Source organism: Collimonas sp. PA-H2 (genome assembly GCF_002564105.1).
Classification (GTDB): domain Bacteria; phylum Pseudomonadota; class Gammaproteobacteria; order Burkholderiales; family Burkholderiaceae_D; genus Collimonas.
The window spans coordinates 2054978-2067778 of record NZ_PDBX01000001.1 but is presented as its reverse complement, the minus strand read 5'-3'; the positions used below and the strand labels follow the sequence as shown (position 1 = coordinate 2067778).

Genomic DNA, 12801 nt, shown 5'->3' with positions numbered 1-12801 from the left:
CCGCCGGGACTTTGTTTCCTGGCGGCCGGCGAGGTGTGGCCGACGAGGTGCGGCCGCTACCTGGAATCCCGCTGCTGCTTGTTGGCGCGCCGCTTGTGCATCGGATGAAACAGGAACCACAGCGTGCAAAACGGCCACAGCAGGGCCAGGAACTGGGCGACGCCGTTGAAGTTGAGGAATTTGCCCTGGGTCCAGGTCTGCAGGGTTTCGGTGTAATACGGGTTGTCCGGCATGATGTTGACCAGCAGCAGCGTGATGATCAGGGTCAGCGCCGCCAGCCGGCGTTGCGCCCGCTGCGGTGCGTAGGCCAGGCCGCTCAGCATGAGGCCGCCGATCAGCAAGCCGCCGAAGGAGCCGGGGGTGAGCCAGACCAGGGCGTTATCCGGCGCAAACAGCAGCGCTGTCGCCAGCGTCTTGAGCATCAGCGTGAGGAACACCAGCAGCAGACTGAGCGGCAGCTTCGGCGCCTGCTGGCGCAGCAGGATCAGGAAGGTCAGGGCGGCGCCGGTCAGGCCGCAGGCGGTGATGATGGTTTCGGTCAGCCAGTACTGGTCTGCGCTGAACTGGAAATCATTGGTGATCCAGCCTTGCAGGTCGACCGGCTGTTCCAGCAGGTCGGACAGCCAGGTGGAGAGCATCGAGGTGACCTGGCCGAAGCCGAACAGGTGGCTGAGCGGATAGATTTGCGCCAGCGGCCACAGGGCGACCACCACCATGCCCTGGCTGGCTTCGCGGTTGAACCAGCGTTCGCGCAGCTGCAACAGGCGGCTGTCAGGCCCGAAGCGCGGCCGCAGGATGGCTCCCAGCACCGCGCCGAGCAGGGCGCCGATGCTGTTCGTCATCAGGTCCAGGTTGGAGGCGACCCGGGTCGGCAGGAAGGTCTGCGCCGCTTCCATGCTGCCGGAGATGAGCACGCCCGCAGCGCTGGCCAGCAACACCGCCCAGTAGGGCGACCAGCGGCGCGAGCGCGGCAGCGACAAGACCATCAGCATGCCCAGCGGCAGGTAGCCGGCGACATTCGTCCAGACGTCGAATACGGTCCAGTAGTGCGGTAGCGGCGCGCGGAGGTAGGCGAAGGCGCTCAGCCCGAGATCGCGCCAGCCGGCAAACGGATACCAGCTGGCATAGATGATCAGCAGCAGGTAGATCAGCAGGCTGACGCGGGCAAACGATGAAGCCGCCGAAGAACGCGGCGCCGCGGTTTCTGGTGCAAGTGTTTGCGACATTATCTTTTCGGCGCCACCGTCGCCAGCCAGGCCATCATGTCGCCGATCACGGCATCATTGGCGCTGACAAAAGCGCGCGCCGCGCCGGCGGCGTCAGCGCTCGGGGTTTCGGCACGGCTGCTGAAACTCTTTTGCGCCAGCAGCACGCGGCCGTTGAACAGCGAAGCGCGCACCTGCAATAGCGCTACGCTGTGCGAGGGCGTATCGAAGGTTTGCGTGAAGTCGTCCATGTCGATGCGCAGCAGGGGAACGTTGAGCGCGGCATCCGACATCGCCAGCACGGCGCCGCCCGCCTGCGCCATGCGCGCTTTCAGGCGCTGCTGGAACAGCTGCGCCGGCGGCATGGTCCAGCGGCTGCTGGCGTAGGGGCGCGGCTGCTGTTCGTTGGCATAGGCCAGGCGGAAGAACATCATGTTGTTGTCCAGCCAGGCGGGCGTATTGACGTCGGCCACGCTGATGGCGGACAAGGCCGGCGCAGCGCTCGCGGCAGCGCTCGGCAGCAGGCCGAGATCGTACTGGATCGGTGCGTCAACCTTGCTGGCGCAACCGGCAAGCAGAGCCAGCGCTGCGAGGGCCGACAGGATTCGTGGGATGGTCATGGCTTACCTTTAGATTGTTATTTGACTGGCGCGACAAAGCCCGCTTCACCAGGGCCAGGCGGCAGGCCTTTGCTGCCGAACAGAATGCTTTGCGGCTGCTGGTTGAAATGGTCCAAGGTCTGGTTCAGCGTCCGCATCGAGGTGCGCGCATCATTGGTCAGCGTATTGAAGCGCGGCAGCGTCTCGTATTCCACGCCGCTGGCGACCGAGCCGATGTTCTGCACCGCGCCGCCCAGCTGGCTGACCGCGCCGTCCGGCCCCTGCAGGCTGGCGGTCAGGCTGTTCAGGTTCTTGCTGAGCACGCTCATGTTGTTCGACAGCGCGGTGACGGATGCCAAGGCCTGGTTCAGCTCGCCGGTCAGGGCCGGCAGCTGGCGGATGGTCGGCTCCAGTTTTTGCGGGATGCCCCGGTATTCATCGGCGGTCTGGCTGACATCGCTGAAGGCCTTGACCATGGTTTTCTGGTTTTCGGGGTCCAGCAGGTCGTTAAGCTTGCTGATCATCTCGTCGGCGCGCGACAGGATTATCGCGCCCTTGCTCTGCAGATTGTCGAACAGGCTGGGGCGCAGCTCGATGCGGGCCAGGTGCTGCTTGCTGCTGGCCAGCTTGAGCGGCTTGCTGCCGTCGTCGTCCAGCTGGATATAGGCGATCCCTGTCACGCCCTGGTAGCCCAGGGTGGCGAAGGTCGATTGCGTCACCGGCGTGTCCGGATTGATCTTGATCTTGATCAGGATCTGGCCGGGAAACTTGGGATCGAAGGTGATCGTATCGACCTTGCCGGCGTCCAGCCCGCGGTAACGCACATCGGCCTGCGGGTTGAGGCCGGGCACCGACAGCTTGGTGGCGATCTCATAAGGCACCCGCTCGACGCGGTCGCTGTTGAACCACATGACGCCGATGATTGCCGCGATCAGCAAGATCACGGTGAACAGGCCGGCGATCAGGGCGTGTGCTTTGTTTTCCATGGTGTTTCCTATCTATGCTGCCAGCAGCGGCTTAGTTGCCAATAGTTGCAAATTAGCCGCAGGTTTCATGTTCAAAGCGGTTGGCTGTGAGAAAAAATGTTTCGATGAACGGATGGCGCACTTTCATGACGCGCTCCGGCGTGTCGTAGGCAATGACATGTTTGTCCGCCAGCACTGCGATCTTGGTCGACAGCGCCAGCAGCGGTTCCAGGTCGTGGGTGATCATCACCACGGTCAGGCTCATGTCCTTGTGCAGCGACCGTATCAGTTCGATAAACGCAGCCGATGAAGCAGGATCAAGGCCGGCGGTCGGTTCGTCCAGGAACAGCAGCTCCGGCTCCAGCGCCAGCGCGCGCGCCAGCGCCACCCGCTTGATCATGCCGCCGGACAGGTCGGATGGCATTTTCAATGCATGCTCGGGGCCGATGCCGGCCATCTGCAGCTTGAGCAGCGCGGCGTCGCGGATCAGCCTGTCGGGCAGGGCGCGCAGCTCGCGCATCGGCAGCGCGACGTTGTCCAGCACGGTCAGCGCGGAAAACAGCGCGCCTTGCTGGAACAGCATGCCCCAGCGGTTTTGCAGCGCATACATCTGTTCGACGTCTGCCTGGCTGATATCGGTGCCGAACACGCTGACCTTGCCCTTGGTGGGGCGGTTGAGGCCGAGGATCTGCCGCACCAGCGTAGTCTTGCCGGAGCCCGAGCCGCCCACCAGGCCGACGATTTCGCCGGCGGCGATGCGCAGGTCTAGGTCCTGGTGGATCACTGCCGGGCCGAACTGGGTCCACAGTTTGTCGATTTCGATAATCGGCTGGGTGCTTGGTTGCGTGTTATTCATCAGAACCCCACGCCGCTGAATATGATGGCGAAGATGGCGTCGGCCACGATCACGATGGTGATCGCGGTCACCACCGAAGTGGTGGTGCCATGGCCCAGGCTTTCGGTATTCGGCTCGATGCGCAGGCCGAAATAGCAGGCCACCATGGCAATCAGGCCGCCGAATACCGCGCCTTTGCCAAGGCCGATCAGATAGTTCGGCAGCGGCACCGCATTCGGCAGCTGCTGCAGGAAATAGGTAGGCGACAAGCCCAGCTGCAATTGCGCCGCCGTCATCCCGCCCAGCAAGGCGATGGCGTCGGTCCAGATCACCAGCAAGGGCATCGCCACCAGCAAGGCCAGCACGCGCGGCAGGATCAGGCGGAAGCCGTGCGGCAGGCCCATCACCAGCATCGCGTCCAGTTCTTCGGTGACCCGCATCACGCCCAACTGGGCGGTGATCGCCGAACCGGAGCGGCCGGCCACCAGGATCGCGGCTAATAGCGGTCCGAGTTCGCGGATGATGCTCATGCCGAGGATGTTGACCAGGTAGATGTCGCCGCCGAAGGTATGCAGCTGCTGCGCCGACAGGAAAGACAGCACGACGCCGATCAGGAAGCCGACCAGCGCGGTGATGCCGAGCGCCTGGTAGCCGACATGATAGATATTGGCGGAAATTTCTTTCCAGGGGGCGCGTTGCGGCACCTGCAGCATGCGCAGGAAATCCAGCACCAGCTGTCCCAGCAAGGTGATGAAGCCGGCCACGTGGCCGAGCGTGCCGCTGCCCATGTCGTAGATGGCATTGAACAGGCGCCGCCGCGGTGGCTTGGGCGGCAGCTGCAGGGGGCCGGCATCGGCCAGGCGCTGGAAGAAGTCGCGGTGCTGCGGCGCCACGGTCAGTTGCTGCGGCCGCTGCTTGCCCCAGGCATTCCACAGCAGCTGGGCGCCGATATGGTCAAGCGTGCCGACTTGCGACAGATCCCAGCGCAGCGCGGCCGATTGCCGGCTCAGGCCTTTCAGCTTGGCCTGGATGGCCTGGATCACGCCCGGCCGGGTCAGGGCGTGCACTTGCCAGTTGCCGCGGGCGGCGACCAGGCTGCCATCTGTGATATCGAGAACGGGCGTAGAGGAATCTGGATTCGGCATCGCACCAGTTTAAGGGAGAATTGTCCTTAGCACTATTGCAGTAGTGATAAAACTTGTAGGGAAAGTGTATTAGTGCAGTGCTTCGCAAATAATGAAACTTCATAAACAGCGTCTTTTCGCGCCATGCGTCGTTGCAAATCCTCGCGATAGCACCACTATCGCTCCGGTTTGCGTCTAGCCTGGCACGAAAATCCACCATTTCTGAAGCTCCATTATTTACGAAGCACTACACTGGCAAGGGCAAGTTGTCTGATATGAAATGAAAATGCCTGCTGAAAGCGGTCGTCGCCATATTTTCCATAGCTGGACCGTGCGTTGCAGACCGCACTCCGCCATAACTCCCGTTACAATGCGCGGCATGACTGTTCAAACTATTGCATCAACTTCTTCTGCCAGCCATTTGTCGGCCGCCCGCATTGCTGCCTTTGCCGGCCATCACGCCGAGCATTGCCAGATCGAAGTGGTGGCCGAGACCGGTTCCACCAATGCGGATCTGCTGGCGCGGCTGGCTGTCGCCAACAGCAGGCGGCCCGGGCTCAGCGCGCCGACTTTGCTGGTGGCGGAGACCCAGACCGCGGGCCGCGGCCGGGCCGGCCGCGCCTGGCTGACGGCGCCGGCGGCAGCGCTGACCTTTTCGCTGGCTTGGCCGTTCGCCGCGCCGCTGCATGCACTGGTCGGCCTGCCGCTGGCGGTCGGCGTGGCGATTGCCGAGACGCTGGCCGATTTCGGCGTCGCGGTGCAGCTGAAATGGCCTAACGATGTGCTGCAGGGCGGTCGTAAGCTGGCCGGCATCCTGATCGAAACCGCGACCGCGCCCGATCACCAGGTGTGGGCGGTGATCGGCATCGGCATCAATCTCAGCGTTCCGGCGCCGCTGCAAGAGCAGATCGGCCAGCGCGCCGCCAGCCTGCCGGCGGCGGCCGCGCAGGACCGCGATCTGCTGCTGGCGTCTTTATTGAGCGCGCTGGCGCAAAGCATGCGGCAATTCGAAAGCCTGGGCTTGCCGGCCTTCGTCGAGCGCTGGAACCGGCTGCATGCGTTTGCCGGCCAACAAGTGCTGATCCTGGACCAGGGCAAGGTGTTGCATGAAGGCCGCGCGCTCGGCATCGACCAGATCGGCCGCTTGATGCTGCAGCCCGATGGCGGCGCCAGTCCGCTTGCCGTCATGGCCGGCGACATTTCATTGCGCGCGAAGGAAGGCTGAGCCATGGCCATGCTATTGATCGATGTCGGCAATACCCGCATCAAATGGGCACTGGCGGCAGCCGGCGCGGCGCCGGGCGTCTGGCTGCAGAGCGGCTCGGCGGCGCTGTCGGAGCTGTCCATGCTGAGCGAACGCTGGCGCAAGCAGTCGGTGGCGCGCATCCTGATATCGAATGTGGCTGGCGAACACATGCAGGAACGCCTGCAGACCATGCTGGAGATCGTGTTCGGCGCCGCCTTGCGGCCCAACTGGTTTGTCTCGCCGCCGCGGCTGGCGGGCTTGCGCAACGGCTATCGCGATCCGGCCCAGCTTGGCTGTGACCGCTTTGCCGCGGCGCTGGGAGCGCAGCAGCTGTTTCCGCAGGAGACCTTGCTGGTCGCCACCTGCGGCACGGCGACCACGATCGACGCCGTCACGGCCGACGGCGTGTTCAGCGGCGGCATGATCCTGCCCGGACTGGGGCTGATGGCGACCTCGCTGGCGCGCAGTACCGCGAAACTGCCGCATATCACCGACCACGTGCAAGTCGACACGCAGTTTGCAGACAACACGGATGGCGCTATCATCAGCGGTTGCATCAACGCGCAGGTCGGGGCTATCGAACGCGGCTTTGCCTTGCTCGGGCAGCAGGCCGCGGGGGCGGCGGTACGCTGCATCGTGGCGGGCGGTTCGGCGGCGCTGATTGCGCCCTACCTGTCCATCCGGCATGAAACAGTTGATAATCTGGTATTGATCGGTCTACAAACTGCTGCGGCGACTATTTAAAACATGTTGAAACTATTCTTTTGGTTGCTGTTACTGGCGAACGCCACCCTGTTTGCCATGCAAAAAGGCTATCTGGGCGCGCTCTACAGCGACGGCCGGGAGCCGGCCCGCATCGGCAAGCAATTGCAGGCGGACAAGATCAAGCTGGTCGCCAGCGATGGCGTGCCTGCCGCAACCGCGGCGGCAACTGCTTCCGCTTCTGGCGCGGCGGCGAGCACGCCATCGGCGGCCGAGCTGGCGCCGGTCGCCTGTACCGAGATCGGCAATTTCAGCGCTTCCGAAGCGCGCCGTTTTTCCAGCCAGCTGGCGGAACGCACGCCGACCCTGAAGTTCGTGCGCAGGGAAATCCAGGAAGTCGCCAGCCACATGGTCTACCTGCCTTCGCTCGGCAGCAAGGACGCGGCTGACAAGAAGGCCGATGAAGTGCGGCGCCTCGGCATCAACGACTTTTTCGTGATCCAGGATTCCAGTGCGCTGCGCTACGGCATCTCGCTCGGCATCTTCAAGACCGACGAAGCGGCGCAGAAGCAGGTCGCCAGCCTGGCCAAGCGCGGCCTGAGCGGCGCCAAGGTCGGCACCCGCAGCGTCAGCTCCAGCAAGGTAGCGTTCCAGCTGCGCGACATGGGCGGCGACGCCAGGCTGGCGTTCGACAAGATCAAGACCGATTTTCCGACCCAGGAAGTACGCAGCTGCCCTTGATCGTCAAGGCGACGCTTTCTGAGCGGCCGCGGCCTGCGCCTGCAGCAAACGCTCCAGGCAGGCTGGGCAATAACACTTGGCTGTAGCTGCCAGGCTGGCGCTGGCCAGCGGCGGCAGCCCGCTGCACCAGCAGGGCTGGGCCGGATGCTGGCCGGCGCCGCAGAAAAACGCTTGCTGGCAAGATGGGCATTGCGCCATTTTGGCTATCCTTTGTTCAGGCGGGCAGTAAGTCGGGAAGACCCCGGCCGTCATGATAACCATCTTGGCCGCCGTGGTATATCTACGCAACACATCACACGCTTGTCACACCTAAGCCAAGGCATTTCAATGTAAAATCTCGCTGATTCATCGCGCAGCGATTTTTAACTCCTCCGAGTTGCAGTCTTTGCACCCTTTTATTCTCTTCTGACAAGCTGTCCTAGTGTAGTGCTTTGTAAGTAATGGAGCTTCAGAAATGGTGGATTTTCGTGCCAGGCTAGGCGCAAACCGGAGCGATAGCGAGACTATCGCGAGGATTTGCAACGACGCATGGCGCGAAAAGACGCCGTTTATGAAGTTTCATTATTTGCGAAGCACTGCACTAAGTCCCAGAAGAATCGTTAGCTGCCGGCGCCCGCCGGGCCGCGATTCCTCCTCAGGCAGCTGTCCGGAAATCTCTTGTAGGACTGTTCATGGCCGATTTGACCAACGATCTTGCCAACGTTGCCCCAGGAATCAAAGCTGAAATTCTGGCCGAGGCGTTACCGTACATCCGTCAATTCCACGGGAAAACCATAGTCGTCAAATACGGCGGCAACGCCATGACCGAAGAACGCCTGAAGCACGGCTTCGCGCGCGACGTCATCTTGCTGAAACTGGTCGGCATGAATCCGGTGGTGGTGCACGGCGGCGGCCCGCAGATCGACAACGCGCTGAAGAAAATCGGCAAGCAGGGCACTTTTGTGCAAGGCATGCGGATCACCGACGAAGAAACCATGGAAGTGGTGGAGTGGGTGCTGGGCGGCGAAGTGCAGCAGGATATCGTGATGCTGATTAACCACTACGGCGGCCAGGCAGTCGGCCTGACCGGCAAGGACGGCGGCCTGATCCGCGCCCGCAAGTACCGCATGCCGGACCGCGAAAATCCGGGCGAATTCCTCGACATCGGCTTTGTCGGCGAAATTGAAGCGATCAATCCAGCGGTGGTCAAGGCCCTGCAGGACGACGCCTTCATCCCGATCATTTCACCGATCGGCTTCGGCGCCGACGGCCAGGCCTACAACATCAACGCCGACGTCGTGGCCGGCAAGATCGCTGAAATCCTGCACGCGGAAAAGCTGATCATGATGACCAATATTGCTGGCGTGCAAGACAAGCAAGGCAATCTGGTGACTGACTTGTCAGCCCGTGAAATCGACGAGATGTTCAAGGACGGCACCATCTCCGGCGGCATGCTGCCGAAGATTTCCTCGGCCCTGGATGCGGCCAAGTCGGGTGTCAACACCGTGCACATCATCGATGGCCGGATCGAGCACTCGTTGCTGCTGGAAGTGTTGACCGAACAGGCTTTCGGTACCATGATCCGTTCGCACTAAGCTGCGGCAACAGCCGGAAACAGAAAAGCGCAAGGCCAGAGCCCTGCGCTTTTTTTACGCCTTAGGCTGGCACCAGCAAGGCAAGGTGTTCCGGCTCCAGGTAGCACCATTCCCCTATTTCCAGTTCCAGCGCCTCCAGCGTGAGGCCGCCGATGGCGGTGCGGCGCAGGGCGGTGCAATGGTTGCCTGCGGCCACCAGCATGCGCTTGACCTGGTGGTATTTGCCCTGTTCCAGCACGATCTCGATTTCATGCGTGCCCAGCATGCGGCAGCTGACGGCCGCCAGGGTTTGCGGCTCATCGTGCAGTTTGACGCCGGCCAGCAAGCTTTGCACCAGTTCCTCGGTCACCGGTTCGTGGGTGGTGGCGACATACAGCTTGGGCACATGGCGCTTGGGCGAGGACTGGGCATGGATGAAGCTGCCGTCGTCCGACATCAGCAGCAGGCCGGTAGTATCGTGATCGAGGCGGCCGACCGGCTGCACGTCGCGCCAGCTGAATTGCTCAGGCAGGATGCTCAGCACGCCGGGATGGTGGCTGGGCTTGCGCGAGCACTCGATATCGCTGGGTTTGTTGAGCACGATGTAGACGTGCTCGCGGTAGGTCCATTCTTCTTCGAACAGGGTGAACACCAGGCCGTCAGTGTCCGGCACGGATTTGTAGTCGGTCACGACGACGCCGTTGATGGCGACTTCGCCATCTTCAATTAACTCACGGCAATATTTTCGGCTGCCGAAACCCTGCGATTGCAGGATCCGGTCTAAGGTCAGTTTAGGCATGGCGGCAATGTAGCAGAAGGAGGGGCGGACGGAAAGGGGCGCTGAGCCGTGTACCATGCTGCCAGATTAATAAATAGCAAACCGGCAAATGACCAAATTACTCTTTGTCTGCAGCCGCAACCAGTGGCGCAGCCCTACAGGCGAGCAGGTATGGCGACGCCAGCTGGGGATACAGACCCGTTCAGCAGGCACCAGCCCCAATGCCCGCAAAAAAATCAGCGCTGCTGATATCAGCTGGGCGGACCTGATCTTCGTGATGGAAAAGAAACACCAGAATCGCATCCAGGCAGAGTTCGGGCGCTTGCTGGAATATAAACGGATCCATGTGCTGGATATTCCCGATGAATATCAATACATGGATCCGGAGCTGGTCGAGCAGCTGATGGACGCTGTCGCTTACGTGCTGGCAAACAACGACCCCGAAGCGGGGTAGTTGACGGTTCGCGTATTACGCCAGCTTGGCGGCATTCAGCTTGCCATAAGCAGCCAGCAAGCGCTGATGCATCTCACAGCCTTCCAGGTTGAGGCCAGGCGCGTTCAAGCCGAAGAAACGCTGTTCGCGCTTCAGCAGGGCTTCGGCTTGTTGCAAGGTAGCGGCGCCGTACAGGTGCTGCAGCGAGTCGGCATAAGCAGCGGCGTCGCCCAGGCCGATCAGGCTTTCGATGCAACGGTACACCAACTGGCGTTCGACGCTGATCTGGTTGAAATGGCGGATCCAGTCGCAGCCTTCGCGTACTGCGTCGAGATCGCCGATGGCCAGCGCCAGCAGGGTTTTCAGTTCGCCGACGCGCAGTTCTTTCCATAGCGAACCGGCATCGGCGGCGAGGCCGATCAGGGCGGCGACCGGACGCTGGTCGGCCAGGCCTAGTTCATTCAATGTTTCCAGCAAGTCGACGCATTCGTCGTCGTCGAGATCGGCCAGGTACAGGATAGATTCACGGATATCGTTGCCGACGCTGCTGTTGTCCCATTCCAGGTCTTCCACCGGATAGATGTCGGACATGCCGGGCACCAGGATGCGGCAGGCGTACACGCCCAGATGGCTGAAATCGGCGATGTAGATATCGTGGCCGGTGGCGTGGATGGCGACCACTGACCAGGCGTAGTCTTCGGCGGTGGTGTTGCTGAAGTTCCAGTCGCTGAATGCGAAATCCGGCGTGGCGCGCAGGAAGTTCCAGCTGATGATGCCGCTGGAATCGACGAAATGGATTTCCAGGTTTTGCGAGTGGGCGATTTCTTCCAGGTCGAAGCTCGGCTCAGGGAAGCCATCCAGCGCATCCAGCGCGCGGCCTTGCAGCAGCTCGGTCAAGGCGCGTTCCAGCGCGATCTCGAAACGCGGATGGGCGCCGAAGCTGGAGAAGCAGCCTTGGTCGCGCGGGTTGAGCAGGGTCACATTCATCACCGGGTACTTACCGCCCAGCGATGCATCTTTCACCAGGATGCCGAAACCGGCGGCGCGCAACTCGTGGATGCCGGCGGCGATGCGCGGGTAGCGGGCGATGACTTCTTCCGGCACGTCCGGCAGGCACAGGCCTTCCTTGATGATGCGGAACTTGACGTCGCGTTCGAAGATTTCCGACAGCGCCTGGGTGCGCGCTTCGGCTGCGGTATTCCCGGCCGACATGCCGTTGCTGACATACAGGTTGCCGATGATGTTGACCGGGAACCAGACCGTGGCGCCGTCACGCTCGCGCACATAAGGGATGGCGCAGATGCCTCGCTCTTCATTGCCCGAGTTGTAATCGACCAGGGTGGTGGCGTCGATCGCGCCTTCCGGGTTGTAGAATTTTTGCAGCTCGGGCGTCAGCAAGCCTTCAGGCCAGATTTCGTCGTCGTCGTTGAGCTTGAACCACTGTTCGCGAGGATAGTGCACGAAGGCGGCGTCGGCATTCTTCTCGCCTAGGTAGTAATGGGTCCAGAAATAATTGCAGGACAGGCGTTCAAAGAATTCACCCAGTGCGCTCGCACGCGAAGCCTGTTCCGACGCGCCTTTGCCGTTGGTGAACAGCAGTGGGCAATCGCGGTCGCGGATATGCACCGACCAGGCGCCGTCGACAGGATTCAGCCAGGACTTCTCTTCAACATGAAAGCCGAGCTTTTCCAGCTTGGATTGCATCAAGCCGATGGACGATTCCAGCGAGGCATCTTTGCCGGGGATAAAGCTTTCGGTTGTCATGTGAATTCCTGGAATGGGAGTAATGGAGTGAAAGCGGGCGGCGCGGGATGGCGGGGCGGTCGTCATGGCAACAAACACATGACAACCTCATCAGCATCGAGGAATGGCGCGATGATACCTTGTGTGACCGCCCGCAACCGCTTTCGCGAACAATTACTCCTGTACGGCGTGGTGGCGGAAGCACTCGACGCAATGGTCGTTGACCATGCCGATCGCCTGCATGTAGGCGTAAATGATGGTGGAACCGACGAATTTGAAGCCGCGCTTGGCCAGATCCTTGGAAATCCGGTCCGACAAAGGCGTCTTGGCAGGGTTGCCTCCCAGTAACGTCCACTGGTTCTGGATCGGCTCGCCGTCGACGAATCCCCACAGGTAGGCATCGAGCCCGCCCAGCTCTGCCTGCAGGCGCAGGTAAGCCTGGGCGTTGCTGATAGCGGCGGCCACCTTCAGGCGGTTGCGGACGATGCCGGCGTCGGCTAGCAGGGCGGCGACCTTGTCCTGGTCGTAGCGGGCGATCTTCTTGGCGTTCCAGCCGTCGAACGCGCGCCAGTAATTCTCGCGCTTGTTGAGGATGGTTTCCCAGCTGAGGCCGGCTTGCGCACCCTCCAGGTTGAGCATTTCAAACAGGCGCACTTCGTCGTGGCAGGGCTGGCCCCATTCCTCATCGTGATAAGCAAGATAGCGCGGATTGGCGGGATTGGCCCAGGCGCAGCGGGTAATCGACTTGGACTTGGTCATGGCGGGCTGGGAGGAGAAACGCTAGGGTTTCCCGGAAGTTGAATTACGCACATGCTACCGCACAAAATCATCTGCTGCGGCAGCGGGCCAAGCGCCGGCTGCATGAGCGCAGAGTCAG

The 12801-nt window shown here is 61.9% G+C and carries 14 protein-coding genes; 5 read left to right on the top strand and 9 right to left on the bottom strand.

From position 1 onward, the window contains the following. Positions 1–56 precede the first annotated feature (56 nt). The 5 genes from BCF11_RS09415 to BCF11_RS09395 are packed head-to-tail and all read right to left on the bottom strand — an operon-like array spanning position 57 to position 4749. Positions 57–1226, bottom strand: coding sequence for a VanZ family protein (locus tag BCF11_RS09415; protein ID WP_098494512.1), 1170 nt, complete (start codon positions 1224–1226; stop codon positions 57–59). Next, entirely contained in the window at positions 1226–1825 is a 600-nt protein-coding gene (locus BCF11_RS09410; RefSeq protein ID WP_098494511.1) for an ABC-type transport auxiliary lipoprotein family protein, read from the bottom strand. Before BCF11_RS09410 ends, BCF11_RS09415 begins: the two co-directional genes overlap by 1 nt. 17 nt (positions 1826–1842) lie before the next feature. After that, positions 1843–2790 carry an MlaD family protein gene (locus BCF11_RS09405; RefSeq protein ID WP_098494510.1) on the bottom strand — a complete coding sequence of 316 codons (948 nt, stop codon included), beginning with the start codon at positions 2788–2790 and terminating at the stop codon, positions 1843–1845. A gap of 52 nt (positions 2791–2842) precedes the next feature. Continuing rightward, on the bottom strand, positions 2843–3625 hold the full coding sequence (locus BCF11_RS09400; RefSeq protein ID WP_098494509.1) for an ABC transporter ATP-binding protein: 783 nt from the start codon (positions 3623–3625) through the stop codon (positions 2843–2845). Further along, entirely contained in the window at positions 3625–4749 is a 1125-nt protein-coding gene (locus tag BCF11_RS09395) for an ABC transporter permease (protein ID WP_098494508.1), read from the bottom strand. The genes BCF11_RS09400 and BCF11_RS09395 overlap by 1 nt, the downstream gene beginning before the upstream one ends. Before the next feature lie 358 nt (positions 4750–5107). Between BCF11_RS09395 and BCF11_RS09390 the strand changes: the two genes are divergently transcribed. Genes BCF11_RS09390 through BCF11_RS09380 form a run of 3 tightly spaced genes read left to right on the top strand, consistent with a single transcriptional unit; the run spans position 5108 to position 7417 of the window. Beyond that, on the top strand, positions 5108–5953 hold the full coding sequence (locus BCF11_RS09390; protein ID WP_199110806.1) for a biotin--[acetyl-CoA-carboxylase] ligase: 846 nt from the start codon (positions 5108–5110) through the stop codon (positions 5951–5953). A 3-nt stretch (positions 5954–5956) separates the two neighbouring features. Next, positions 5957–6718, top strand: a complete 762-nt coding sequence (locus BCF11_RS09385; protein WP_098494506.1) for a type III pantothenate kinase — start codon at positions 5957–5959, stop codon at positions 6716–6718. Between the two features lie 3 nt (positions 6719–6721). Next, positions 6722–7417 (top strand): SPOR domain-containing protein, encoded by a 696-nt coding sequence (locus tag BCF11_RS09380; RefSeq protein WP_098494505.1) that lies wholly within the window; start codon positions 6722–6724, stop codon positions 7415–7417. A 3-nt stretch (positions 7418–7420) separates the two neighbouring features. On the opposite strand, the gene BCF11_RS09375 is transcribed toward BCF11_RS09380, so the two are convergent. Continuing rightward, a complete protein-coding gene (locus BCF11_RS09375) occupies positions 7421–7615 on the bottom strand; it encodes a cysteine-rich CWC family protein (protein ID WP_098494504.1) in 195 nt (64 codons plus the stop codon). A gap of 473 nt (positions 7616–8088) precedes the next feature. Between BCF11_RS09375 and argB the strand changes: the two genes are divergently transcribed. Beyond that, on the top strand, positions 8089–8991 hold the full coding sequence (gene argB / locus BCF11_RS09370) for an acetylglutamate kinase (RefSeq protein WP_098494503.1): 903 nt from the start codon (positions 8089–8091) through the stop codon (positions 8989–8991). A 61-nt stretch (positions 8992–9052) separates the two neighbouring features. Here the strand turns inward: argB and BCF11_RS09365 are convergent, their stop codons facing one another. After that, complete coding sequence (locus tag BCF11_RS09365; protein WP_098494502.1) at positions 9053–9769, bottom strand: pseudouridine synthase; 717 nt, start codon at positions 9767–9769, stop codon at positions 9053–9055. Positions 9770–9857: 88 nt separating this feature from the next. Here BCF11_RS09365 and BCF11_RS09360 point away from each other — a divergent pair, with 88 nt between their 5' ends. After that, positions 9858–10202, top strand: coding sequence for a low molecular weight protein tyrosine phosphatase family protein (locus BCF11_RS09360; protein WP_098494501.1), 345 nt, complete (start codon positions 9858–9860; stop codon positions 10200–10202). 15 nt (positions 10203–10217) lie between these two features. Here the strand turns inward: BCF11_RS09360 and ycaO are convergent, their stop codons facing one another. Together ycaO and BCF11_RS09350 are read right to left on the bottom strand one after the other, a co-directional pair. Further along, on the bottom strand, positions 10218–11945 hold the full coding sequence (ycaO, locus tag BCF11_RS09355; RefSeq protein ID WP_098494500.1) for a 30S ribosomal protein S12 methylthiotransferase accessory factor YcaO: 1728 nt from the start codon (positions 11943–11945) through the stop codon (positions 10218–10220). Between the two features lie 153 nt (positions 11946–12098). Continuing rightward, a complete protein-coding gene (locus BCF11_RS09350; protein WP_098494499.1) occupies positions 12099–12683 on the bottom strand; it encodes a DNA-3-methyladenine glycosylase I in 585 nt (194 codons plus the stop codon). Positions 12684–12801: the final 118 nt, after the last annotated feature.

What these genes read in the sequence shown, in the direction of transcription:
- BCF11_RS09415 (WP_098494512.1), bottom strand. Translation starts at nt 1,226, where the DNA reads ATGTCGCAAACACTTGCACCAGAAACCGCGGCGCCGCGTTCTTCGGCG.
- BCF11_RS09410 (WP_098494511.1), bottom strand. Translation starts at nt 1,825, where the DNA reads ATGACCATCCCACGAATCCTGTCGGCCCTCGCAGCGCTGGCTCTGCTT.
- BCF11_RS09405 (WP_098494510.1), bottom strand. Translation starts at nt 2,790, where the DNA reads ATGGAAAACAAAGCACACGCCCTGATCGCCGGCCTGTTCACCGTGATC.
- BCF11_RS09400 (WP_098494509.1), bottom strand. Translation starts at nt 3,625, where the DNA reads ATGAATAACACGCAACCAAGCACCCAGCCGATTATCGAAATCGACAAA.
- BCF11_RS09395 (WP_098494508.1), bottom strand. Translation starts at nt 4,749, where the DNA reads ATGCCGAATCCAGATTCCTCTACGCCCGTTCTCGATATCACAGATGGC.
- BCF11_RS09390 (WP_199110806.1), top strand. Translation starts at nt 5,108, where the DNA reads ATGACTGTTCAAACTATTGCATCAACTTCTTCTGCCAGCCATTTGTCG.
- BCF11_RS09385 (WP_098494506.1), top strand. Translation starts at nt 5,957, where the DNA reads ATGGCCATGCTATTGATCGATGTCGGCAATACCCGCATCAAATGGGCA.
- BCF11_RS09380 (WP_098494505.1), top strand. Translation starts at nt 6,722, where the DNA reads ATGTTGAAACTATTCTTTTGGTTGCTGTTACTGGCGAACGCCACCCTG.
- BCF11_RS09375 (WP_098494504.1), bottom strand. Translation starts at nt 7,615, where the DNA reads ATGGCGCAATGCCCATCTTGCCAGCAAGCGTTTTTCTGCGGCGCCGGC.
- argB (WP_098494503.1), top strand. Translation starts at nt 8,089, where the DNA reads ATGGCCGATTTGACCAACGATCTTGCCAACGTTGCCCCAGGAATCAAA.
- BCF11_RS09365 (WP_098494502.1), bottom strand. Translation starts at nt 9,769, where the DNA reads ATGCCTAAACTGACCTTAGACCGGATCCTGCAATCGCAGGGTTTCGGC.
- BCF11_RS09360 (WP_098494501.1), top strand. Translation starts at nt 9,858, where the DNA reads ATGACCAAATTACTCTTTGTCTGCAGCCGCAACCAGTGGCGCAGCCCT.
- ycaO (WP_098494500.1), bottom strand. Translation starts at nt 11,945, where the DNA reads ATGACAACCGAAAGCTTTATCCCCGGCAAAGATGCCTCGCTGGAATCG.
- BCF11_RS09350 (WP_098494499.1), bottom strand. Translation starts at nt 12,683, where the DNA reads ATGACCAAGTCCAAGTCGATTACCCGCTGCGCCTGGGCCAATCCCGCC.